This is a genomic window from Variovorax beijingensis (assembly GCF_007828835.1).
Taxonomy (GTDB): domain Bacteria; phylum Pseudomonadota; class Gammaproteobacteria; order Burkholderiales; family Burkholderiaceae_C; genus Variovorax; species Variovorax beijingensis_A.
In genome coordinates, this window is sequence record NZ_VIVL01000001.1 from 1,089,178 (window position 1) to 1,112,886 (window position 23,709).

Here is a 23,709-nt window from a genome sequence, read left to right on the forward strand (position 1 = left end):
TTTGTCTTGTAACAACTGGGTAACAGTCGATAATGGCGCAGGCGTCATTGCCGGACGGATCGGCCCTTTCCCATGATCAAGTTTCTCTTGCCCAGCCAACTGGTGGCCGAGGTGCCCGAAAAACCAGGTGCGAGTCCGTATGCGGGTGCCCTGCACACCGCGTTCCGGGCTGCCTACCCGCTGGTCAAGAGCGCGGCCTGGCGCTCGCTGCCCATCAGCCTCTTCGGCCTGCTGCCATCGATCTTCCTGCTCCAGGTGTATGACCGCGTGCTGTCGCGCAGCGGCGTCTCGACGCTGGCCGCGCTGGTGTGCGGCATCCTGTTCTTTCTTTGCATCGAGTTCTGGCTGCGCTCGGGGCGTTCGCGCCTATTGCGCAATGCGGGCGCCATCATCGACCACGGCGTGTCGGGCGCGCTGCTGCATTCGATGCTCAATCGTCCGCTGCGTGCGCTCGAAGCGCGCCCGGCCTCGATCTGGCACCAGTTCTTCCGCGACGTGGCCTCGGTGCGCGGCACCGTCACCGGCGGCCTGGCGCAATCGATCTTCGACTTGCCGATGGCGGTCTTCGCACTGGCCGTGATCGGCATCGTGGCCTTGCCGGTCTTGCCGGTGGTGGTGCTGTTCCTTGCCATCATGGTCTTCCTGGCCTGGTGGTGGGCCGACGAGGTGCGCAGCGGGCGGGTCGAGGAAGTGCAGCGCGGCCGCGGCCTCGACCGCATGACCTCGGAAATCTGCAACGCGCGCGAAACGCTCAAGACGCAGGCCAACGACGGTCCCACCATCGAGATGTGGCGCCAGTCCTATAACTCCTGGCTGAGCGAAAGCTTCAGCAAGAACGGGCAGATCGAAACCGCGCGCGACGGCACCACCGTGCTGATGATGGTCTTCTCGGTCATCGTGGTCACGGTGGGCGCCATTTCGGTGATGGAGCAATGGATGACGGTGGGCGGCCTGGTCGCCTCCAACATGCTGGCCCTCAAGGCGCTGCAGCCGGTGGCCGGCCTGGTGTCGAGCTGGCGCTCGCTGGCCGCGGCCAAGGAAGCGGCCAAGCGGCTCGAGACGGTGCTCGGCGAGCCGGTCGAAAAGGCACCCACCGGCATGACGCTGCCGCAGCCGCTGGGCCGCGTCACGCTGAAGGACGTGAGCTTCAGCTTCACGGAAGACGCGCACCGGCCGGTGCTCGAGAACGTCGACCTCGACATCGGGCCGGGCGGGCTGCACGTGATCGTCGGGCGCAACGGCGCCGGCAAGTCGACGCTGGTCAAGCTGCTCTCGGGCCTGTACACGCCCACGCGCGGGGTCATCAGCATCGGCGAATACGACCTTTCGCAATTCGGCCGGGAAGAGCTCTCGCGCTGGATCAGCTACCTGTCGCAGGAGGTGTACTGGTTCGGCGGCCCGCTGATCGACACCATGCGCCGCACGGCCCCGGGCCAGAGCGACGAGCAGGTGGTGGCGGCCTGCAAGCTCTCGGGCGCGCACGACTTCATCTCGCGCATGCCCGACGGCTACCGCACCGTGGTGGGCGAGGGCGGCACCGGCCTCTCGGTGGGCGAGCGGCGCAAGCTCGCGCTGGCCATGAGCTTCCTGCGCAAGCCCTCGGTGCTGGTGCTCGACGAGCCCAGCAACGACCTCGACTTCCAGAGCGAGCGCACCCTGCTTGCCACGCTGCTCGCGGTGGCCAAGGTGCGCACCGTGGTGGTGGTCACGCATTCGCTTCGCATCGTGTCGGCGGCCAGCGTGGTCTACCACGTGACCGGGCAGGGCAACGTCGAACAGGGCACGGCCGCCGTCATGGTGCCGAAGCTCTTCGGCGTGAAGAAGGCGCTGGTGGCGCTCCCCGATTCCACCGCGGGCGAGGACGATGCCGAGGCGCATCCGCAGCAGGGCGCCGCCGCCAACCGTTCCATGGCCTGAGCAGCCGATCGATCGAAGAGTAATTGGGGACCGCGACTTGAAATCAGATTTGCCGCAGATACTTCAGGACGAGGATCACAAGCGCGCCACGCAGACATCGCCCGAGGGCCGGCGCCGCAAGTGGGTCATTGGCGGCGCGGTTGCGCTGCTGGCCGTTGTGGGCCTGGGCTTTCCGATGGAAACCGTGGTGGTGGCGCCGGGCCGCGTGATCCCGTCGGACCGCGTCAAGTCGATCCAGCATCTGGAAGGCGGCATCGTCAGCAACGTGCTGGTCAAGGAAGGCGACAGGGTCACGCAGGGCCAGTCGCTGGTGGAGATCGACCTGGGCGGCAGCGGCCTCAATTTCGAGGAACTCACCGCGCGCTATGCCGCCACCCAGGCCACCCGCATCCGGCTCATGGCCGAGAGCCGCGGGCAGCCGCTCAGGCGCGAGAGCTTTGCCGCCGACATCGACGAGAGCGTGCTCGACGGCGAGACCGGCGCCTACGAGGCGCGCGCGCTCGAGCAGCGCGGCGTGATGGCCGGTGCGGTGTCGGGCCTGGAGGGCGCGCGCAGCAAGCAGCTCGAGCAGCAGGCCAAGGTCAAGGGCCTGAACGACCGCCTCGCGCTGATGCAGAAGGAGCTCGAGATCTCGGAACAGCTGCTCAATGAAAAGCTGGTCGGGCAGGTCGAGGTGCTCGAGAAGCGCCGGCAGGTCGAAGGCGTGCGAAGCGAGCTGGCCGTGGCGCGCCAGGGCGCCATTTCCGCGAGCGCCGCCATCACCGAGGCGCAGGCCAAGATGGCCGAGGCCGAAGGCCGCTTCCGGCGCCGCGCGTCCGACGAGCTGGCCGCCGTGGAGCGCCAGTTCGCGAGCCTGAGCGAAGACCTCGCGCGTGCACGCACCCAGCGTTCCCGCACCATGGTGAAGGCGCCCGCCGACGGCATCGTCAAGGGGCTGCGCAGCGCCAGCCCGGGCTGGGTCATCAAGCCCGGCGAAGCCATCATGGAAGTGGTGCCCGACAAGGACGAGGTCATGATCGAGGCGCGCCTGAATCCGAACGACCGCGGCTTCGTCGAAGTCGGCCAGGCGGCGCGCGTGAAGATCACGGCCTACGACTACCTGCGCTACGGCGCGGTCGAAGGCAAGGTCACCCTGGTGGCCGCCGATGCCGACCGCGATCCGGCCATTGCCAATTCGGCGCCGTACTACCGCATCCTCGTCAGCACCGACCAGGCCTACGTGGGGCGCGAAGAAAACCGCGTCACCGCCGGCATGGAGTCGGAGGTCGACCTGAAGGTGGGGACCGATCCGTTCATCTGGTACATCCTTCGTCCCGTGCTCAAGCTGCGGCGCGAAGCCTTCCGCGAACCATGATGGGCCGCAATCTGGCTGGCCGGCGCCGAACGGGCCCCGGTGTTCTTTGCGCAGTGCTGTGCGCGAGCTTCGCGCTTCCTCCTGGCGCCCTGGCGCAGGAGGCGCCCGCGCAGCTGGTGCCGGCGCGCCGGCTTTCCGCGCCGTCGATCGGCGCCGCCAGCTATGCGCAGCGCGTCAAGCAGGCGCTCATTGCGCTGTCGCAGGACTACCCCGAAGTGCAGACCGCGCAAGCCGCCGCCAACACCAGCAGCTTTGGCGTGGACGCCGCCAAGAAGGCCCGCTACCCGCGCTTCAAGATGGGAACCGCCTCCGGCACCTACAACAGCGGCGCGGACAACGCCAAGAGCGAGAGCTACACCGTGCTCACCGCCGAGGCGCGCCTGAGCCTGATCGACGGCGGTGCCATGAGCGCCGCGGTGCGCGCCGCCGAGGCCGGCAATCAGGCCGACGACGAGGCCGTCGCCACCACCTCGCAGAAGGTGGTGCTCGATGCGCTGACCGCCTACCTGCAGGTGCAGCGCTTCGACCTCAAGAAGCAGATTGCGCGCAAGTCCACCGAGGTGGTGGCCGAGCTCTCGAAGGCCGAGGCCCGCCGCGTGGCGCTGGGCGCCGCCGGCGAGAATGACCTGAACATGGCGGCCGCGCGCCGCGCCAGCGTGGCTGCGCGCGAGTCCGACTTCCAGGCGCAGCGCGACGAGGCGCTGGCCAAGTTCAACACCTACTTCAAGTTCACGCCCAACACCGATTCGCTGCCCGTGCTGGCCGCGCCCGCGTACTGGCGCATCGCCTCGCAGGAGGAGGCCCTGCGCCGCGCCGAGGAGCGCAGCACCGAGATCGCCGAAGCCAAGGGCCGCGTGGCGCGCGCCCAGGCCCTGGTCGACCAGCAGGAGGCCAGCATCTGGCCGACCGTGGACGCGGTGGTCGTCAAGAGCAAGGACCCGCGCGGCGTGTCGCCGCAAGACCCGACGCGCGCGGCCTTCGAGCTCAACTGGAACTTCGGCAACGGCTTCGACCGCCAGCTGCGCCTGAAATCGGCCCTGGCCGAAGTCGCCAACCAGGAAGCCAAGCTCGAAGGCGTGAAGCTCAACCTGCTGGAGCTCACCTCGGCCTCATGGGCGCGCACCGTGTCCGGACGCGAGCGCGAGCGGCAGCTGGCGGAGGCCGTCAGCACATCGGGCCAGGCCTTCCGCGGGCGCCGCCGGCTGATGGAATTCGGCCGCGAAACACTGCCTGCCGTGCTCGACGCGCAGCTCGACTACTACAACCTGCTGTTCGACTACGTCGACGCCGTGTTCGACCTGCGCATCACCGAGCTGCGCCTGGCGCGCACCACCGGCGAACTGCGCATCGACCCGGACGCGAGCAACGCCTGGATCGACCGCATCTTCGGCCCGCCGAACCGCCCCGCGCTGAGCGAAGACGGCCTGCTCACCGCGCTGTGCATCTCGAGCAACGCAAGCTGCGCGAGCGAGGCCGTGGCCGACCGCGGTGCCACCGCAACCGCGGCGAACCCGCCGCTGCGCCGGGCCGCGCGGCTGGCAGATCGCTGATCGTTGGTTGGCTGGATCGAAGCGAGTTCAGACATCCTCGGGGATGCCCGGCTCGCCGTCGAGGATCTGGTACTTGCGCATCTTCTCCCACAGCACCTTGCGGCTGATGCCCAGGTGCTGTGCCGTGTCCTGGCGCTTCCAGTCGTTGATCTCCAGCGCCGCGATGATGCGGTTGCGCTCGCTGCTGTTCCATCCCTTGCGCTCGCCATTGCCGTCCAGCGCCACGCCGTTCATTGCGCCGCCGCCGTGGCCGTTGCGTTCCGCAGCAGCGCCCGAGGCCAGCGTCGGCGTGCCGCGCGTGAGCGCGATGGCGCGCTGGATCAGGTTCTGGTCCCAGCTGTGCAGCTGGCGTGCGATCACCCCCACCCGCTCGGCCAGGTTGCGCAGCTGCCGCACGTTGCCGGGAAAGTAGGTTTCGGCCACCGCATCGCTGAGCCAGTGCGGCGTTTCGCCGAGCGCCTCGAGCTCGTCGCCCAGCACGTTGGCCAGCAGCGCCTTGAAGATCGCGATCTTGTCGATCTCCCCGCGCTCCTCCAGGCTGGGCACGTGCAGCTCGATCACTGCGAGCCGGTAGAACAGATCGGCTCGGAATTCGCCGCTCGCCACCATCTCGCGCAGGTTGCGGTTGGTGGCGGCCACCAGCCGGAAGTCGACCCGGATCGGCGCCGTCGCACCCAGCCGCGTGACCGCGTTGTCCTCCAGCACGCGCAGCAGCTTCACCTGCTGGTAGCGCGGCAGGTCGCCGATCTCGTCGAGGAACAGCGTGCCGCCCGTGGCCTGCTCGAAATAGCCGCGATGCGCATGCACGGCGCCCGTGAACGAGCCCTTGGTGTGGCCGAAGAAGAGCGACTCGAAGAGACCATCAGGAATCGCGCCGCAGTTCACCGCCACGAACGCGCCCTTGCTGTAGTGCTGGTGCCCCAGGTGCAGCTGCTGCGCGATGCGCTCCTTGCCCACGCCCGTTTCGCCGCGCACCAGCACGCTGTGGTTGCAGTCGGCAAAGGCCGCCACTTCGGCCAGCAGCGACTTCATCGCATCCGAATGCGCCACCAGCACATCGGGCGCCTGCGGCGCCACGTCGCGCGCGCGCAGCTGCCGCACCAGCTTGGCCACCATCGTGCGCAGCTCGGCGCAGGTGAAGTCGTAGGGCAGAACGTGCAGGTACTCGGGCGGATAGGTGCGCGAGTCCCGCTCCCGCGAGGCCGCCGCCACCCAGATCACCGGCATGCCCTGCAGCAGCTCGGTGGCATGCGCCAGGCCGCCGCTGTCGATGACCGTGACGCTGAGGATGGCGACCGAAGGCCGAAGCGCAGTGCCGCGGTCCTGCTGCGGAGGCGGCAAGCCATCGGCCCGGATCACCTCCACATCGAAGCTCGCCATGCACCGCGCGATACGGTCGAGGATGTCGGCCTTGCCTTCCCAGACAAAGAGGTCGAGTTCGTCGAAGTTGGCGGGGGAGCTCATCTCGAAGCAATCAGCATTTCAGTAAACAAGCTCCGCACTACCGGCGCATGTTAGTCGCGAGCCCACTTCGGTTTGTGCCAAGTTTGTTCCAAGCACATCACGAAGCAGAGTATTGACGAGTGGATCGAGCAAGGGGGTCAGCACGCCGGATATCACGCCCTGCAAGACGCCAATGACAGTACCCAGGACATCGGTCAGGCCCGCAAGTACGCTTTGCAAGCCGCCGCTGGTACTTCCCGTTGGCGGAATAGGATTCAGAAGATTGAGTCCTCCAAGGCTGGAACTCAAGCTATTAATGATGTTCTGCGATGAGATGGGGAGGTATGGCGTTTCCCGCTCCAGATCCGCGAGATCTGGGGGGTCTGAAAAGACTTGCGGTGTAGTCGTTTCGGCAACAGGGACTTCCGCTTTGATCCCGAGCCCACCGCCATAAAAGGCTTTGCGATGCGCCTCGTCGCAGGACACAGGAATTAGGCCAACCAGAAGGCGCGTGCACTTGAGAGACCCGATGTCGATTATGGGAACGGCACTCACCGTCGGGGGAGCATTTGATGCAAAGACCTTGCTTTTGGCATCTTCGGCAGAGTCTCCCATTTTCCCGATGCGAAGCGTGGCTGCTGCTGTTGTTGTTTGGGTCACTAGAGTCTTGGCTGCGGCAGGGCAGCTGAAATCTGTGACGCGAGACTCGCCGCCTCCTGCATCGAGGTTGATGTCCAGGCGCAGCGGTGCTGGAAGAATATCAATGTCAGTGACGTCCTTCGTGCATGCGAACAGGCATCCAAGAACGTCGGCAAGGACATCCAGCTTCAGACTCAACAAGCTATTCAGAAGATCCGTGACGGGGGAGACCAGCGTCGTTACCGCATTAACTAGACTCGATACATCGTTGAGCGCAGGTAACTCAATGGAAATCAATGTTCGGATCTGGGCTGTTCGTACATAGATTTGATTGGGACCTGTCGGGTCGAGTTTGGCCAGCGCAGGATTGCCAATGGCAGAGACTTGAGGAGGTTCGATAACCCGCAGATTGGTTGTGACCGTCAGGGCGCCCGGAACGGTGAGAGGGACGCTCGCCACCAGGGCATTCTTGCCGTTCGCAATCTGAACGACTCCCTGAATCAGCTGGAATAGTTGAAGGTCGGCATCGAGCCCAGCGGCCGTTGAACCGGTCTGCACACCGAGTAAATCTCCGAGCTTGACAACGACCGGTGAGGCTTCTGCAGCGAGTTGAACCACGCCGAGCGCCTGGATTGCCGCGGTTGCCGTACCGCCGCTTTTCTCTAGTGCATGGATCATTGCGTTGATCAGCACTCCAACACTGACGTCCGTGCCAAGAACTTGGTCGTACTTGCCGACACCGATGCCAAGGTCGATGCCGAGTTGGTCCACGAACGTGAGCAGCTTGATATTCGTATCAACGAGTCCTTGCCACCCTCCGATTTCAACGGCGAGGCTTCCGCCGCCGAGAAGACCACCGAAGACATTGTTCAGTAGGGCCGAACGCGTCGGGTCTACAGTCAAGAGGGTGCTACGGATCGAAAGCAATGCTGCGGGATCTCGCAGTGCAGCGAGCGCTTCGACACTAATCGTTTTGCCTTGATTTCCCGAGATTCCGGAGAGAAGAAGTGGTGGTGTTCGCGAGATGCTGACGCGAACGGCATTGAATTTCTCGCCACCAATGGGAGCGCCGAAGTGAGGTGGCGTAGGCCGTAGCGACGGATCCCAACGGCCGCATGTTATGTCCGACGCAGTGAGCGAAAAGCCCGTCGGTAGATTCTGGGAAGCGTTATTGATTGCAGCGGAAATGGCATCAGCACAGCTGTCCGGCTGAATGGACTGCGCTCCGGCCAGCGCTGCCAAGTCGGCAGATTTTTGCAACTCGCGCTTCATGTAGAAGAGGTAACCCAACTCCGTTCCGATCAACGTGATGATGATTAAGCTCAACGCGATTGCAGTATTAATGAGGACTGAACCCCGATTGCGCCGGTGCGCCGCTCGGCGGAAGATGGCGCTGGATCTCGTAGTCATCTGGTTGGACCTCTCACGACGGTCGAAGCGCAGCGGTTGCGCTGCTCCGCAAGTTGTCCGGCACCCAACTGGTATCCAACAGCGACACAGAAGGCAGGATACGATTGTTCTTGTAGAGGTAGGTGACAGTCACCATGCAACTTGTAGCGCCCGGTGCGGCCGAACAGGAGGCGACCGTAACATTGGTCGAGAGCCAGTGCTTTCTGCTCGCCGTGTCGGAATTGGCGGAGAAGGGAACGACAAGTGAGCGCGCGAGCGAATCGAAAACGACTTGGCGCACACTCTCCTGATCCGGTGGTTGCGGTAGCAGCATCGCCGCACGTGCGCCATCTTCTGCGGCGCGAGAGACGGCTTGCTGCATGTAGAAGATCGCGCCAAAGCTCACCAGTCCGTACATCACAAGAAAGAGAAATATGAAAACGAAGGCGAACTCGATAGCGGCAACACCGCGCTGAATGCTGAGAGCGGTGGTTCTGGTACGCAGTCGGATGCTTGTGGCGGACACGGCTTTCACCTCAACTCAAGCAGCATGCTCGCTTTGCCGGCAATCTGGTTCGGCACGGCGAAGCTCGGCAAAGGAGGCAGCAGCGATCCAAGGTTGTCGGCTTGTACGAGAACTTCGACTTGGCATCGTTGGCTCCATGACGGTCCGCAAGTGATCGGCGAGCATTGGTTGATTCCCTCAACTCGGCAGATCTGCGCCGACACGGTGGGCTTCACCACTTGCGGCATCCAGTCGCTCTGAGAGGTTGCGACATCCGTCGCGCGTTTTTTTCGGGCATCCAGACTGCTCTGATATTGCAGTGCCGCTCTGGCGCCGTCTTCGGCCGCGTTCTGCAGTCCGAGACGGAAGGCGAACAGCATCCCATAGCAGATGACGGCATAGAGGATGCTGAAGAAGGCCATGAAAACTACCGCGAACTCAATCGCATACACGCCGCGCTGATTGCGTGGTGTTGAGAGTGCGCGGATGGTCTTCATTGGGCGCAATGAGTCAGGTGTTGTCGCGGACTACTTCGCGCTGCCGCTACCGGTGGTGCTCTTGACTGTCGAACTCAACCGTTCCGGTATTGGAAATTCGAAACTCTTCAGATAGCGCTCATAGCTGCGCTGCGCGACGTTTCCCCCGATTGGGCGCGGTGTTTTGGACGCGATATCACCACCGCGCTGCCAAGCCAGCAAGCCCTGGGTGGCGTCACCCACTTGTAAAGGCGCATAGCCAAGCTCCTCGGCTCCTTCTGCGTTTGCGGCTTCGTTCTGAGGCGGATTGGTCGAAGCTTGAGCCGTGGCCTGCGCGCTTTCGGCCGTGGACGAGCTAGTCGATCCGGAAGTTGCCGCGCCCTGGGCCATCGCCGCTGACGGAAAGGCAAGGACTGCGACGAGCCAGCTGCATGCGGACAGGGCGCGAAAAGCGATGTCGATTTTCTTGTTCATGGGGTATCTCGCGAAGTCGAAATCGGTGACGGGGGTGTTGAGGGGGCGTTTGCCACTGGATTCGACCGAGTGGCGGTGCGCACACCGATCAGGTTGGACGAGCGCGAGGCCTTGAGCACAAGTGGCGGAGCAAGTTCCTCGCGGACTGTCATCCCTGTAGCGAGGGGCGAGGCGGGAGCCACAGCTCTGCCACGACGGAGCTGCTGCGCGGCTTCCTTGATCGCCAAACGTGCGGCGGAGGACATCCGGTTCGCATCCATCATGGCCGCCGCCTGCTCTTGCTGATTGCTGAGTTCGAGATAAAGCGCAAGATTCGCCTGTGCCTGCGTACTGTCAGGGCGAAGCTGCAGCGCCTGCATCAACGGAAGCCGGGCTTCGTCGATCGAGCCCGCGCGCAATTGGGCATAGCCGAGGTCGCTCAGCAGCAGGGCATCCGTTGGCGCCCGGTGTTGGGCTTGCCTCAGAAACTGCACGGCATCGGGATAGTTGCCGCGCGCTCCAGCCAAGAGACCCAATCCGCGATAGCCGAACCCTTCAAGCGGTGTACCCATCAGCCGCTGGTAGGAGGCTTCGGCAGCGGCGGCCTGCCCTGTTTGGCGCAGCGCTTCAGCGCGCACGCGCGTGGATTCGGGCGAGACTCCCCATCGTCGTTCGAGCGCATCGATGTGTGCGAGCGATGCAAACCACAGGTCTTCTTTCTGCATCTGCTCGACGAGCTTGAGATAGGTTGCTTGGGTGTCTACGGTTGCTCCTGCTTTCGTGTCCGCGGCGGCTTCGGCGGCCATGCGCTGTTGCGCGTCCGCGCTGGCGGCGTACTGATCCTTGATGCCGGCACAGCCGGCGACAACGAGAGCCGCGGCGCCTGCGGAGGCGAAAGCCAGCATGCGGCGCACTGCGGACAAGCAGTTGCAAAAGTCCAGCGTTTTCATTTGGCGACAACTCCCAGTGATCGGAATACCGCGATGAAGCCTGGTCCCGCCGTGACGATGACCAGTGCCGGCAGCAGCGTGGATACCATCACGGCGGTCATCTTCACGGTGATCTTTCCGATTTTTTCCTTCATTTCGGAACGCCGGTGCTCGCGCAGCCGGTCGCTGAAGATGCGCAAGGGTTCCTGCACAGCGCCGCCGTGCTTATCGACCTGCACCAGCAAAGATACGAGCCCTCGAAGGTTCTCGTTCTTGTGCAAGGTTGCGAGGCGCTGCAATGAATGCTCGCGGCTGCGACCACGGCTGTACTGGTTGTTGGCTAAGGTCAATTCATAGCCGAGCACGCGTAACACATGCGAGAAATCGCTGGCCATGATCTGCAGGCTCTGGTCCAGGCTCAATCCAACGCCCTGAAGAAGACGCAGCAGGTCGATGAAGAGCGGAAGCTCCTGATTCGCCCGCTCGCGCCGTGCGGCAGCAAAGCGTCCGAGCACCCATTTGGGCGCCATAAAGCCGATGACAAAAGCGCCAGCAAGAACGATGACGACGGTGCGCCCCGTGTGTTTCTCACCCCACGTCATATAGGCCAGAAGAGGAAGAAGCAATGCGAGCAGAACGCGAGTCACCAGAAAAATCAGCTGTGTTCGCTTCGAGGAAAGACCGCACTGGTCAATGAGGTTCCGGTCTTCATCTGCTACAAGCGTCCGGCCAAGCCGCGAATCGAGCCAATGGAACGGCAGTTCGATATCAGGTTTCGCCGAGGCGCCAGGCTCTTCTTCCGCATCAGCGGAAACTTTCGACAAATCCGGAGCTTCCACGACCTGGTGGATGGCGCGGCCGATGACCTTCCCACTGCGCGCGCGACGCAGTTCGGTCGCAATCAGGGCGCCTGCTCCAGCCATGAGACCTAGCGCGAGTAACGCCAGGCCAAGGATGGCGAGTTGATTGGGCGAGAACGTCATGTCAGCCTTGCCAATCGATAAAGGAGGGCGACGCCGATCAATTGAAGGCCTGCCGAGGAGAAGATCAGCATACGACCCGTGCCGTCATTCCACATTCCTATGAAGTAAGCGGGATTGGTCATGATGAGGAAAGTGCCCACGCCCAAGGGCAGCAGTCCCAGAATCCAGGCAGAGAGCCGGGTTTCCGCCGACATGGCGACCAACTCGTGCCCTGCTTGCTCACGGTCGCGCATGAAGTTGCCGACACGTTCCAGCAGCAGATCAGCGCGGCCGCCATAACGCACACCCAGGCCGAGGATGGAGGCCAATAGGTACATCTCGTCGATGCGTACGCTGCGGGCCGTCTGGTGCAGGGCGCGGTCCAGATCCATGCCAGCGCGCACCAGCGATGCTGCGCGTTCCAGTAGGCCGCGCAAGGGAACCTCGGTGGTGGCAATCGCAAGCTGGAACGCCGCCTGCGTGGAGTTGCCGATAGTGATCAATCGCACCATTGCGTCGATGTAGGCGGGCAACTGACTGACCAGCTTGCGGCGGAACTTCTGTAGCCGCAGCCAGATAACGAAGATCGCGAGGACCGCCAGCAAAGCGAGCGCACTCAGCGCCGCGATCCAGCCGCCAAACAGACCCGCAAGCGCAGCCAGCGCTACGATGGCGGCCAAGCCCAGCGCGGCCATGCGTGGATCGATTACGCCCATCAGCCAGTCAGGCAAGGCTTTTTCAAGAAGCCCGACGGGGGCGGAAGCCGCCGCGCTTGCATCGGTCTCGAGCCACGGGTCAGTCATGAGACCGCCACTGGGCAGATCCCGCAAAGGTATTGGCAGCGACGCAGCAGCCGCCGTGCTGGCCAGAATCTGCTGGTTCAGATGCCGTCCCGCCGCCTGGCGTGCCTGGCGCCCTTTCGCCCATTGCCACAGCAGCAGCCCCGCGGCTGCAAGCAGCAGCGCGACGCAAGCCACCGTCAGCAGGACCTTAGCCACGGCTGTCTCCCTGCTGGCTTCGTGCCAGCGACTGGCGGAAGCGCGTGATCTTGGGTGAATGCGGCGCAATGCCCAGCGATATCCAGCGATCGCGCTCCTCGCCGTCGGGCGAGGTGATCGGTTCGTAGCGATAGAGCTCCTGCATTGCGACCACGTTGTCGTTGACGCCGGTGACTTCGCTCAATGAAAGGATGCGGCGCTGCCCACTCGACAGGCGTCCGATCTGTACGATGAAATCGATGGCATTGGCAATCTGCCGGCGCAGGCTCACTTCGCTGCCCTGGTAGCCGGCAAAGCCCGCGAGCATCTCAAGCCGGTAGAGGCATTCGCGCGGCGAGCTGGCATGGATGGTGCCCATCGAACCTTCATGGCCCGTGTTCATCGCCTGCATCATCTCGATCACTTCGGCGCCGCGCACCTCGCCCACGATGATGCGGTCCGGCCGCATGCGCAGGCTGTTGCGCAGCAGGTCGCGGATCGACACCACGCCCGTGCCGTCGAAGCCACCGGGGCGGCTTTCGAGCCGGACGACATGGCTGGTGCCTAACGAAAGTTCCGCCGTGTCTTCGATGGTGATGACGCGCTCGCGCGCAGGGATGAAGGTGGCGAGCGCATTGAGCAGCGATGTCTTGCCCGAGCTGGTGCCGCCGCTCACAAGGATGTTGCAGCGCGCCCGCACCGCAATCTCCAGCAACTGCGCCATGCCGGCGTCGAAGGTGCCGAGCTTCACCAGATCGGCCGGCGTGAGCGGTTCCTTGCGGAACTTGCGGATCGAGACCGAGAGCCCGTCGATGGCCAGCGGCTCAATGATCACGTTGATGCGGCCGCCATCGGGCAGGCGCGCATCGACCATCGGATTGGATTCGTCGAGGCGCCGGCCGAGCGGCGCCAGGATGCGGCGCACGATGCGCATCACGTGCTCTGCATCGGCAAAGCGCACGGTCTCGCGCTCCAGCATGCCGTGGCGTGACACGTACACGTTTTGGTAGCCGTTGATCAGGATGTCTTCGACGGCAGGGTCGTTGAGCAGGTCTTCGAGCGGCCCGAAGCCTGCAAGCTCCTTGGTCAACGCATCGGAGATGAGCTGCATCTCACGGTTGTTGATTGGCACGCGGCGCAGCCGGACGAAGCTGTCGACCTCCAGTTCGACAAATTGCTGGATCGAAGCGCGCGACCAGCGGCCGAACTCCGCCCCCAGTTCTTCGATGCGGCTCAGCAGATGGTCATGCGTCCAGCTCTTGATGTCCTGGAACTGCTGGGAGTTGACGAACGCCTGGTCGTCGTCGGCGAATTCGAGATCGTTGGACATAGAGGCGTTTCAACCTTGACTAGAGCTTTTCCAGAAGCCGGCAACTTGCGACATTCGAGCCAACCAACTGGACTCCTTGGCTGGCGGCTCGCCCGCGTCGGACATGTATTGCTGGGTCAATCCGCGTGCGAGGCCGGCCACGGCTTGCGAATACGCGTCGTTGCGCGCGGTGCGCACCAGCATCTCGCCGCGGCTCGCTGCCGCCAGAAGTTGCGTTCCTCTCGCCGGCAGCACATGGTGCAGCGGCAGTTCGAGACGATCGGCAATGTCCTTGGCCGGCAGCCCCACATGGCTGTCGAACTTGTTGACCACGAGCGACAACCGATCGGTGTCGATGCCTCGGGTGCGCAGTTCCTTGAGCATGTTCGCGGTAGAGACGATCGCGCCGATGCTCTGGTCGCACACCACCCAGCTGTGCTGGGCAATCTTCACGGTCTGTGCAACGAAATCGAGGGTTGAAAAACCGCCGAGGTCGGCAATCTGAAAATCGAAGAAGTCGCCGAGCCGCTTGATCAGCGCCATCGAATCGGCATGCGAGATCTCGCGCACCTGCGCAAGGCTTGCGGGCAGTGGAAGTACAGCCACGCCGCTCGTGTGATGGGCCAGCGCGGTGTGCAGCAGCGTTTGGTCGAGGCGGCGCAGGCTGCGCACGCCATCGACAAAGCTGAAGCCGCTTTGGGTGTCCAGATACAGAAGACCGTCGCGGGCCGGCAACCCGAGATCGAGCAACGCCACGCCGCGGCGCGTGTTGCGGCTGTGAGAAGGCGCGGCCGTTTGAGACGGCTGGTCATTGAGCATCAACGCCAGGCTGGCTGCGAGCGTGGTCACGCCGATGCCTGGCCTGGCGCCAAGCAGTGCAAGCGTGCATCCACGGGCGCGGCTTTGCAGCGTGCTTTGACGATCGACCAGCTTGCGCAGCGTGTTGATTGCATCGGTCGGCGGCGCGCTCATGTCGACGAAATCGTCCACGCCGGCACGCAGCGCGGCAAGCATGGAAGCCGGCTCGGCTGAAATGCCTGTCGCCAGCACCGGCAGTGTCGGCCATTCGCGCTTGAGTCGCTGGTGAAGTTCGCCCGCCGCCGCGGCGTGGTCGCCCGAGAAATCGAGAAAGACCGCCGCCGGACTGAGCATGGCGATCCGCTCGTCGATCGACTTGGGCTCGGAGGGAAGGATCACCACCGCGCCCAACTGGTTGAGCGCGTCGCTCAGCCATGTGATGTGGCTGCTGTTCTGCGATGCGAAGAGATAGGTCTCTGCACCGATTTCAGGAAGGCTGTCGCGTGGGGCGTTCATGGCGTGGGCCAAGGGCTTTGCGTAGTTCGGTTCTGTCAGCGCGAAAAGCCCGGCACCGTCGTGCCCGAGGCCGGCCCCAGCAGATGCGCGCGCCACACGGGGCCATCGCGCTGTTCGGCACCACCCGGCAAATACGGACCAAGATCCGTACCGCGCGCAATCGGCTTCACCAGATGCGGCGTGACAAGGATCACCAGTTCCTTCTCGCTCATCTGGTATTTGTTCTGCTTGAAGAAGGCTCCGAGCACCGGAATGTCGCCGAGAAGCGGAACCTTGTCGGCATTCGAAGTTGTGGTGCGGCTCACGAGGCCGCCAATGATGAAGCTCTCGCCATCGCCGAGCTCCACCGTGGTGTCGGCGCGGCGCGTGCTGATGGCGGGCACTGCCACACCGCCGATGCTGAGCGAGTTGGTGTAGTCCAGGTCGCTCGCTTCAGGCGCCACCTTCAGCACGATGCGGTCGTTCGACAGCACGGTGGGCGTGAGCGTGAGACCGATGCCGAACGGCTTGTATTCGATGCTCGTGGTCCCAAGGCCCTGGGGTGCGGGCACGGGCAGTTCGCCGCCGGCCAGGAAGCTCGCGCTCTGGCCCGACAGCGCCACCAGCGTGGGCTCGGCAAGCACGCGGGCCATGCCGTTGCCTTCGAGGAAGCCGACGTTCAGGCCAATGCCGGCCTTGCCGAAGTTGAACAGCAGGCTGAAGGCTTGGGCGAGCGGGTTGTTGTATTCACCGCTGATCGAGCCGTTACTACTGAAAGTTGTGGAACCCAGCGACGACGGCGTGAACACGCCGAAGCTGAAGCCGTTGGAATTGGCGCGCGTGCTGAAGATGTTGAGGCCGGCCTGCTTGAGCACGCTGCGGTTGAACTCGACAATCTTGACCTCGACCTGCACGGTGCTGCTTCGCACGTTGACGACGGAACGGTCGATCAACGCCGTTTTTTCTCCGCCGGCGGCCATGGCCGCGTCGCGTGCTTCCTGGTGCGCGGTCATGCTGTTGAGGGAACCGGAGAGCGTGGAGGCGCGGCGCCGCACTTCAAGCGCATAGACCGTGGCAGTCGATTGGCCCTTTTCCCAGATCATCAGCGTGGTCCGGCCCGCAGCCTTGCCGGTGACGATGAGCCGCGCGGCCGGTGAGTTGGGTGATTGGCGGGTGAGTGCGACACCGGCCACTGCCTCGTCGGCGATGGCCATGCGCTCGATGCCCTTGCTGATCAGCAATTCCTTTTGCGTGCCGGCATCGATCCGCAGTTGCAGCGCGGGGCGGGCAGATGCCGCCTCTGCCGCCTCTGCGGCGGCGGACACTCCGGGCCAGACGCCCGATGCCAGCAAGCACAGCACCGCGAGTGTGGGACGCAGAGGACGTGCCGGACCGGTTGTTTTCGCGCGAAAGGCGATCGTCATGGTGTTCGTTTCCTGCGTGGCGTGCATGGGCGTGCCACTTGTTTGCTGGTCAGTAGTTGATGGTTTCGCTGCGGTCGCCGCGAATGACTTCGACCTTGAGCCCGCCGCGGGAATCACCGGTGCGGGTCGCCGGAGTCTGCGCGGCAGCAATGGCCGGGGCGCGCAAGGTGCCTGGCTTGCCACCGGTCACGAAATCTGCGGTTGTGACGCCGGCTTGAGCGCGGTCCAAACCTTCGAGTGGGGGGCGGCGTGGTTCGCCGGCTTTTGGCGGAGGTGGTTGAAGGGCGGTGGGCAACTCGGCAAAGAGCTTCGGATCGGGCTCCGACATGTCAGTCGGGTTGCGCAGCGCGAGCAGCAAGCGGCCGCTGTTCTCGGCCAGCGTGAGTCGGTTGATGTCGTCCACCGGCACCGCGAGCACTGCGGTCCGGGCCGGCTCGGACCGCTGGGCCTGTTGTGCGCCGCCGTTCTTGTCCATCTTGGAAGGCAAACCGTCGACGGAGGCGCTACCGTAGGCCAGCACGCGTTTGCGCGACAGGAGCAGGCGTGCCTGGCTGCGGTCGATGTCCTTTGCGTCAGACTTGAGCATCAGGAACACGTCGACAAAGTCGCCGGGTTGAACCTTGTTGCCCACACCCATGATCTCGTCGGCCTTGATGGCGACCGCACGCTCGCCTTCGGCGACGCGCAGGGCCAGACCGGAAACAAGCTGGCCCTCGAAAAGCGGCGTGCCTTCGCTCAAATCGATCACGGGCACACGCCCCGCGAGCGGTGCGGTGTCCTGGAAGGCGCCCACGGGATTGATCGTCAGGCGTTCGATGCGGAGCGCGTCGGCGGGGATCGCCTGGCCCGCGGGCAGCGGCTTGGCTGCAACGACAACCGGGAAGGTCTGTGCCTGGGCTGCCTTGCCGGGAGAGGCGGAGGGGGCGACCGCAACGGGAGGTGGAGGCTGGCGGCTGAGCATCCATGCATAGCTCCCGAGCGCGAGGGCCAGGAGCACGAGGATGGCGGCGATGACTTTGGTCAGATTGATCATTGGGCGGCGTGTCGAGGAAGGAGCAATGCGAGAGCTATCGATGAACAGCTCGTGGCGGCGGAGCGATTAGCTACTCTGTCGACCCCAAACCATCCACACCGCGGCGGCCAGCGCGAGATAGGCCGCATAAGGAATGATGCGAACCCGCCGAGTTGGGACGTCGGGTTCGGAATCGCGCAACGGCCCGACGAGCATCGAGGTAAGTCGCGGAAAAACGGGCCAGTCTCTTAGCTTTCGCCAAAGAACTGCGTGGGCGAAAGCCATCAGGCTGGCCACGACCCAGATCGGTATCAAATCCGACAAACCGACCCACAACCCCAAGGCGCCTGCGAACTTCACGTCGCCTGCTCCCATGAGGCCGGTGGCATAAAAAGGCAGCAGAAAACCGAAGCCCACTGCAGCGCCCAAGCCCGCTTCAGACCATCCGATATCGAATGGCTGTGAGGTGGCAAGTGCCGCCAGCGCGAAGACACCGCCAAATAACACGAGCCAATTTGGGACTCGGCGCTCGCGAAGGTCATAGACGATGGCAAGAATGAGCCATAGCAGCAGCGCGAGCGCCATAGATAGAAGTGCTTTATTGCGTCGGTCCTGCAGGGGTTCCTGCCGACGTGATGGCAGTGTCGATTTTCTGAAAAATAACGCCGAGCTTTGTGCCAATGCCAGGGAGGAAGGAAATAATTGCCACCGAAATCAACCCCGCAATAATTCCATATTCAATTGCAGTAGCACCTTCTTCATCGCGCAGAAAACGAGTAATAGAGCGAAGCATGATTTCCCCTTAAAAAAGTGTTAACAAGTGAGGCTGGCCAGGTGGATGTTATACAGCGTAACTCCGTGTATCAACAACAGTAACCCGTGGGTTCAAGGCCTTCCTGTGCTAGGCCGTATGGTCTAAGCAGGAAGGCGGCCAGCCCCTCGCCGTCCCCAGGAAGCCCTCGCCCGGAAGCATGAGTAACAGTCCTGGAACACATTTTTCCCTCTGACACGGTGTATGCGCATCCCATGAATGAGTGAACAACGTTACGTTCCTTGGGAACATTCAACCGGTGTTTGTTACGGGAACAAAGTCGTTACGTGTTACGTAGCACGCGGTTGTAACGGTAGATGTAACGCCCAAGATAGGTGCTTTGCTTGTGCAAAAAGTCACACCTATGGGGTACCTACCCCTCTGCCGAAGAGGGTCTCAGCCGAGGATTTCTTCGTGGAAAAGCTTCCACTCGCTGCCTTGGCGCAGCCAGTACTGGCGCCGGGTGCGCCCGCTTTTCTCGCCTTCGAAGACTTCGCCGAAGGTGGCGACCATGGTGTCGTCGCCGTCGCGCCAATGCAGGAAAGACATGTCCTTGAACTGCACGCGTTTGCCCTGGGCGTATTCCACTTCGTCGTGGAGCACCGAAAAGCCGTCGGTGTTTTTCTTGTTGCTGCTGTTGCGCTGGAAATCGGGCAAATAGAATTTCTTCAATTGCGCTTCATTGCCATTGGCCCTGGCATCTTTCCAGGCCGAAATTGCGCTGGTGAAGGTCTGGGCTTCCTTTTCGGCCTGCGGGCGCGGAATCCACTGCAGGCTGGGCGCGGTGACGACGGGGGTGGCGCCGATCTGCACCTTGCGCAGCAGCTGCTTCAGGTCGGGGTTGGCCATGACGACGCAGCCGTCGCTGGCCAGCGGCGCGCGCGAGAACTGCTGGGGCGGGGTGCCGTGCAGCCAGATGCCGCTGCCGGTCTTGCCGCGCCGCACGTCGTAGGGGTTGGGGTAGTTGATGGGCAGCGCGCCGGCGCCGTAGAAGTCGCGCAGCGACTTCGGGTCGAGGCTGCTGGTGACGTAGTACACGCCCAGCGGCGTGCGCGCATCGCCCTCGGTGGCCTTGCCGATGCCCGACTTGCCGACCGAAACGTAGTAGTCGGCCACCAGCTGCAGCCCCTTGTCGGAGTTCTCGAGCAGGTAGAGCCGCGAGCGCGAGGCGTCGACCGCAATGGCATAGCGGCTGCGCGTGGACAGCGCCAGGAACTGCGAAGGCACGGTGCCGGCCGGCGGCCTGTCGCGCAGAGCCTGCAGGCGGCGGCGGGATTCCTCGCGCAGGTCGGCCATGGCGGGGTCGCTGCGCAGCCGCGCGATGCCGGTGGCGTCGGAAAAGGCGTGCGCGGGCGGCACCTGCGTGGCGAGCAGGTCGGCATAGACGAGCTGCGCGAGCTGGAAGTTGGGATAGTCGCGCACCAGGTCGCGGGCCTTGGCCAGCGCGGGACGCGGCTGGCCGCGCCCGAACAGTTCGTAGACCGCGATCAGGCGGGCTTCGGCGCTGCTGGCCTGCTGAAGGGCTGCGGGGGAAGATGCGGCTGCCGTCTTGCTGCGCGGGGCGCCCTTGGCTGCCGCAGCGGTTCTTGCGTCTGCGGCGGAAGCCTTTTTTGCCGTCCTGGTCTTGGCTTCCCGGGCGGCTGGACGGCCGGCCGAAGCCTTGGCCTTGGCGCCGCTGGTCTTGGCGTTCGCGGACTTGGTCGATGCGGCCGCGCCGTGTGTTGCCAACAGCAGGGCCGATGCCGCCATGAGCGCGGCAAGCATGTTCGCGCCACGCCGCAGCGCGGGGTTCCGAAGCCGGCTGCGCCGGACGATGTCTGCCACTAGCCGCCGACGCTTTCCTTGCGAATGTGCCACTGGTTGCCGGCGCGCTGCAGTTCGAGCGTCTTGCGGCTCGAGATGTTGAGGTTGTCGGCGCGGTAGATCTGGCGGAACTTGGCGGTCGCGGCTTGTCCGTTGACGCTGATCACGAGGTTCTCGATGTTCACGCTGATGCTCGACTTGCCGACGATGCGCGCGCGGCGTTCTTCTTCCCAGCTCTTGCGGCTTTGTCCGCCGCCGGGGTTGAAGTCGGCGCCGTAGGAGGCAAGGTAGCGGTCCATGTCCTGGCCGGCCCATGCGGCAGCCCATCCGCGCACGGCCGATTCGACTTCGGCGGTGGAGGTGGAAGAGGGCGCGGCGGCCGGTGCTGGCGCGGGCGCCGCGGGCACCGGAGCAGCCTCGGGTGCCTTGGCCACCACCGTGGGGGGCGGTGGCGGTGCTGCAGGCGCTGGTGTGGCTGCGGGAGCCGCTGCTGCCTTGACGGGTGCCGGTGCAGGCGTGGGCGCGGGCGCCGGAGCGGCAGGCGCCTTCGCGACGGGAGCGGGCGCCGGAGCAGGTGCCGCAGCCTTCGCAGCCGGCGCCGCGCGGGACGTGGCATCGGGCGCTGCCGCCGCGACAACGGCGGAGGGCTTGCCGCCGGCCGGCGCGGGCGTGAACAGGGTGCGGATCACCGCGAGCTTGGGCTGCACCGCGGTGTTGTTCTGGTCGAGCTGCAGCGCCTTGCTGTAGGCCTGGCTGGCCAGCCGCGCATACACGTCGCCGAGGTTCTCTTGCGCGGTGGCATAGCTCGGGTTGGTGCGGATGGCGCTCTCGAGCGCGCTGCGCGCCTTGTCGAACTGGTTCTGGCTCGCGTAGATGACGGCGAGGTTGTTGTAGGGCTCGGGCAGTTCAGGGGCGTCCTGCGTGAGCTGGGTGAAGGCGGCAATGGCCTCGGCGCGCTTGCCGGTGTCGAGCTGGATCACGCCCTTGAGGAAGCGCATCTGCGGGTCCTTGGGCTTGTCCTTCAGGAAGGCATCGGCGCGGGTCATGGCCTCGTCGAGCTTGCCGGCCTGCATGAGCCGGTCGACTTCATCATGCTCAATCGCGGCGAGCACCGGCAACGCCATGCCACAGGCGGCGGCCAGGAGCAGGGCACGCACGGTGGGTGAAAAGCTGAAGCGCGTGCGCGGCAGGGGGCTCTTTGGCATTGCGGACGAGACCTGGTAGGGGGAAGGAATGATGCGGCAGGGATTGTAAGTGGGGGAGTAACCTTCGGACACAGTGCGGGCACCCGAATTGACCGCTTCAAACCTGTGTGGCCGAGGGGTGCGTTACGTAACAGGCGCTGTGGCAAATGCGTAACGCGAGGCCTCAAAAACGGCCGTTCCAGCCGCACCTTCCAAGCCTCTGAAAAGCAGGTCCGGAGCCGGTTCGCCAATGAAGATCGAAGTGCCTGCATGCATCGAAATGCCGGGCGCCACACGGCCTCCCCGGCCGGGCATCGTTCATGCAATGTTCAGGCCAAAGATCAATCTCGGCACGCCTTGTGCGGCCGAAAGGAAAGTGCGCGTGGCCAATCAGATATCCGCCGGCAGCCCTGGTGCCGGCATGCGCGGTGGCACCCTCATCGTCGAGGGCAGCCCGAGCGTGTCCGAGCGCATGCGGCGCATTCTTGCCATGGCAGCGCCCGGCCTGCAGCTGGCGGCCGCTTCGACGCAGGCCGAGGCCCGCTTCATGCTGGCCGCGCAGGCCTTCAGCGTCGTTCTCGTGGGCATGGACGGGCCGGAGGGCGATGGCGCGGCATTGATCCGCCACGTGCGCATTGCCCATCCGCACATCGACGCCATCGCCATGTCGGAAACCGACGATGACGGCCTGGTGGGCGCCGCCATTGCCGCGGGTGCCGTGGGCTACGTGCTGACCGAGGCCGACGATGCCGAACTCGCGTTCCTGCTGCGCTCCATCGAACGCGGCGGCGCGCCGGTGGATTCGCGCATTGCGCGCCGCATCCTCGGCCTGTTCGCGGCCTCCGCCCAGCCGAAGCCGATCGCCATCCAGCCCATGCCCGCGGGCCCGGCAGAGGGCAAACCGCTGCTGTCGCCGCGCGAGCTGAAAGTGCTGCGCCTCATTGCCCAGGGCTGGAGCAACCAGCAGATCGCCGAGGCGGTGTCGCTTTCGGTCAACACCATCGAGTTTCACGCGAAGAACATCTACCGCAAGCTGTCCGTCAAGTCGCGGACCCAGGCGGTGCACCAGGCCACGCAGCAGGGCCTCTTCAACTGACACGGCGCGGATCGAGGCGCGGAGGCTGGCGCGCGGGCGTGCCTGCAACAGGGTCAACGGTTGCGCAATGCAGCACGATCCTGTAACGTTCTGTAAGTGCGACGTCAGCAACGTTGCCGGACTCTCTCCCACTCTTTCTGGAGCCATCTTGAAGATCACCAAACGCCGCTTGCTCGAAAGCGGCGCAGCAGCAGTTGCCGCATCGCTTTTTGCACCCGGTTCGTGGGCCCAGCGCGCCGGCACCGCCGCTGCCGGCGGCGACGCCGCCTGGCCGACCAAGCCTGTTCGCATCCTCGTGGGATTTCCCGCCGGCGCATCGCCCGACCTGGCGGCGCGCGCCATTGCCGAGCCGCTGTCGAAGATCCTGCGCCAGCCGGTCACGGTCGAGAACAAGCCCGGCGCCAGCGGCAATCTGGTGGCCGACCAGGTGGCCAAGGCGACCGACGACCACACCATCGGAGCGCTGATCAACGGCAATCTCACCATTGCCAGGCTGCTCAATCCCAAGCTGAGCTTCGACCCCGAGAAAGACTTTGCGCCGGTCGGCATGATCGGCACCGCGCCGCTGGTGCTGGCGGTGTCGGGCAACGCCCCGGGCAAGACCTCGGCCGAACAGCTGCTGTGGGTGCGCAACCTCGGCAGCGGCGGCAAGTACGGCACGCCGGGCGTGGGCACGGTGGGCCACCTGGGCATGGAACTCATCAAGAGCCGCGCCGCCATCACCGCGCAGCACAAGCCCTATACGGGCAACCCGCAGGTCATTGCGGGCCTGCTGGCGGGCGAGATCCAGCTGGCCCTGCTGCCGCCCGGGCTGGCCCTGCCGCACGTCAAGTCGGGAAAGATCAAGGCCATTGGCGTGACCTCGCCCGAGCGCAGCCCGCTGGCGGGCGAGCTGCCCACCATCCGCGACGCCGACGTGCGCGGCGCCGACCTGGAAATCTGGACCGCGCTGGCCGCGCCCGCGGGCATGAAGCCCGCGGCCATCGCCAGGCTCAATGCCGCGCTGGTCGAAGTCATCAGCTCGGCCGACGTGAGCCAGGCGCTGCTGAAGACCGGCTGGCAGGCCCAGCCCGGCTCGCCCGACGCGCTGGCCAAGCGCATGCGCGCCGACACCACGCGCCTGGGCGGCGTGATCATCATGAAGGGCATCCAGTCGGAGGGCTGATGCCCTCCGGGGCCCGCA

General features: G+C 64.6%; 21 protein-coding genes. 5 read left to right on the plus strand and 16 right to left on the minus strand.

The features are described from left to right. Nucleotides 1-72 precede the first annotated feature (72 nt). The 3 genes from FB547_RS05210 to FB547_RS05220 are packed head-to-tail and all read left to right on the plus strand — an operon-like array spanning nucleotide 73 to nucleotide 4,821. Nucleotides 73-1,917 (plus strand): peptidase domain-containing ABC transporter, encoded by a 1,845-nt coding sequence (locus tag FB547_RS05210; RefSeq protein ID WP_145740166.1) that lies wholly within the window; start codon nucleotides 73-75, stop codon nucleotides 1,915-1,917. Nucleotides 1,918-1,954: 37 nt separating this feature from the next. Then, a complete protein-coding gene (locus tag FB547_RS05215; RefSeq protein ID WP_145740168.1) occupies nucleotides 1,955-3,271 on the plus strand; it encodes an HlyD family type I secretion periplasmic adaptor subunit in 1,317 nt (438 codons plus the stop codon). Continuing rightward, nucleotides 3,268-4,821, plus strand: coding sequence for a TolC family protein (locus tag FB547_RS05220; RefSeq protein WP_145740170.1), 1,554 nt, complete (start codon nucleotides 3,268-3,270; stop codon nucleotides 4,819-4,821). The genes FB547_RS05215 and FB547_RS05220 overlap by 4 nt, the downstream gene beginning before the upstream one ends. Nucleotides 4,822-4,848: 27 nt before the next feature. Here the strand turns inward: FB547_RS05220 and FB547_RS05225 are convergent, their stop codons facing one another. The 16 genes from FB547_RS05225 to FB547_RS05300 form a co-directional block, all read right to left on the minus strand. Continuing rightward, complete coding sequence (locus FB547_RS05225; protein ID WP_145740172.1) at nucleotides 4,849-6,285, minus strand: sigma 54-interacting transcriptional regulator; 1,437 nt, start codon at nucleotides 6,283-6,285, stop codon at nucleotides 4,849-4,851. 18 nt (nucleotides 6,286-6,303) lie between these two features. After that, nucleotides 6,304-8,313: a TadG family pilus assembly protein gene (locus tag FB547_RS05230; RefSeq protein ID WP_145740174.1), complete on the minus strand. Its 2,010-nt coding sequence runs from the start codon at nucleotides 8,311-8,313 to the stop codon at nucleotides 6,304-6,306. 13 nt (nucleotides 8,314-8,326) lie between these two features. After that, nucleotides 8,327-8,818, minus strand: a complete 492-nt coding sequence (locus FB547_RS05235; RefSeq protein WP_186454110.1) for a TadE/TadG family type IV pilus assembly protein — start codon at nucleotides 8,816-8,818, stop codon at nucleotides 8,327-8,329. Nucleotides 8,819-8,823: 5 nt separating this feature from the next. After that, the gene (locus FB547_RS05240; protein ID WP_145740178.1) at nucleotides 8,824-9,294 is read right to left on the minus strand and encodes a TadE/TadG family type IV pilus assembly protein; all 471 of its coding nucleotides are present in this window, start codon (nucleotides 9,292-9,294) and stop codon (nucleotides 8,824-8,826) included. Nucleotides 9,295-9,324: 30 nt separating this feature from the next. Further along, complete coding sequence (locus FB547_RS05245) at nucleotides 9,325-9,747, minus strand: DUF3613 domain-containing protein (protein WP_145740180.1); 423 nt, start codon at nucleotides 9,745-9,747, stop codon at nucleotides 9,325-9,327. Further along, nucleotides 9,744-10,676 carry a hypothetical protein gene (locus FB547_RS05250; protein ID WP_145740182.1) on the minus strand — a complete coding sequence of 311 codons (933 nt, stop codon included), beginning with the start codon at nucleotides 10,674-10,676 and terminating at the stop codon, nucleotides 9,744-9,746. The genes FB547_RS05245 and FB547_RS05250 overlap by 4 nt, the downstream gene beginning before the upstream one ends. Beyond that, nucleotides 10,673-11,638 carry a type II secretion system F family protein gene (locus FB547_RS05255; protein WP_145740184.1) on the minus strand — a complete coding sequence of 322 codons (966 nt, stop codon included), beginning with the start codon at nucleotides 11,636-11,638 and terminating at the stop codon, nucleotides 10,673-10,675. The genes FB547_RS05250 and FB547_RS05255 overlap by 4 nt, the downstream gene beginning before the upstream one ends. Continuing rightward, the gene (locus tag FB547_RS05260) at nucleotides 11,635-12,615 is read right to left on the minus strand and encodes a type II secretion system F family protein (RefSeq protein ID WP_145740186.1); all 981 of its coding nucleotides are present in this window, start codon (nucleotides 12,613-12,615) and stop codon (nucleotides 11,635-11,637) included. Before FB547_RS05260 ends, FB547_RS05255 begins: the two co-directional genes overlap by 4 nt. Further along, entirely contained in the window at nucleotides 12,608-13,924 is a 1,317-nt protein-coding gene (locus FB547_RS05265) for a CpaF family protein (protein WP_145740188.1), read from the minus strand. The genes FB547_RS05260 and FB547_RS05265 overlap by 8 nt, the downstream gene beginning before the upstream one ends. A gap of 9 nt (nucleotides 13,925-13,933) precedes the next feature. Next, the gene (locus FB547_RS05270) at nucleotides 13,934-15,217 is read right to left on the minus strand and encodes a CpaE family protein (protein ID WP_145740573.1); all 1,284 of its coding nucleotides are present in this window, start codon (nucleotides 15,215-15,217) and stop codon (nucleotides 13,934-13,936) included. Between the two features lie 35 nt (nucleotides 15,218-15,252). Continuing rightward, nucleotides 15,253-16,620 carry a type II and III secretion system protein family protein gene (locus tag FB547_RS05275; RefSeq protein WP_261380218.1) on the minus strand — a complete coding sequence of 456 codons (1,368 nt, stop codon included), beginning with the start codon at nucleotides 16,618-16,620 and terminating at the stop codon, nucleotides 15,253-15,255. Between the two features lie 49 nt (nucleotides 16,621-16,669). Further along, the gene (cpaB, locus tag FB547_RS05280; protein WP_145740190.1) at nucleotides 16,670-17,653 is read right to left on the minus strand and encodes a Flp pilus assembly protein CpaB; all 984 of its coding nucleotides are present in this window, start codon (nucleotides 17,651-17,653) and stop codon (nucleotides 16,670-16,672) included. Between the two features lie 66 nt (nucleotides 17,654-17,719). Then, nucleotides 17,720-18,217 carry a prepilin peptidase gene (locus FB547_RS05285; protein WP_145740192.1) on the minus strand — a complete coding sequence of 166 codons (498 nt, stop codon included), beginning with the start codon at nucleotides 18,215-18,217 and terminating at the stop codon, nucleotides 17,720-17,722. A 13-nt stretch (nucleotides 18,218-18,230) separates the two neighbouring features. After that, nucleotides 18,231-18,425 (minus strand): Flp family type IVb pilin, encoded by a 195-nt coding sequence (locus FB547_RS05290; protein WP_145740193.1) that lies wholly within the window; start codon nucleotides 18,423-18,425, stop codon nucleotides 18,231-18,233. Nucleotides 18,426-18,839: 414 nt separating this feature from the next. After that, complete coding sequence (locus FB547_RS05295) at nucleotides 18,840-20,267, minus strand: murein L,D-transpeptidase family protein (RefSeq protein ID WP_145740195.1); 1,428 nt, start codon at nucleotides 20,265-20,267, stop codon at nucleotides 18,840-18,842. Continuing rightward, complete coding sequence (locus FB547_RS05300) at nucleotides 20,267-21,451, minus strand: tetratricopeptide repeat protein (RefSeq protein ID WP_145740196.1); 1,185 nt, start codon at nucleotides 21,449-21,451, stop codon at nucleotides 20,267-20,269. The genes FB547_RS05295 and FB547_RS05300 overlap by 1 nt, the downstream gene beginning before the upstream one ends. 361 nt (nucleotides 21,452-21,812) lie before the next feature. Between FB547_RS05300 and FB547_RS05305 the strand changes: the two genes are divergently transcribed. Continuing rightward, nucleotides 21,813-22,526 (plus strand): helix-turn-helix transcriptional regulator, encoded by a 714-nt coding sequence (locus FB547_RS05305; RefSeq protein WP_261380219.1) that lies wholly within the window; start codon nucleotides 21,813-21,815, stop codon nucleotides 22,524-22,526. Nucleotides 22,527-22,674: 148 nt separating this feature from the next. Continuing rightward, on the plus strand, nucleotides 22,675-23,691 hold the full coding sequence (locus FB547_RS05310) for a Bug family tripartite tricarboxylate transporter substrate binding protein (protein ID WP_145740198.1): 1,017 nt from the start codon (nucleotides 22,675-22,677) through the stop codon (nucleotides 23,689-23,691). The last annotated feature ends 18 nt before the right edge of the window (nucleotides 23,692-23,709 follow it).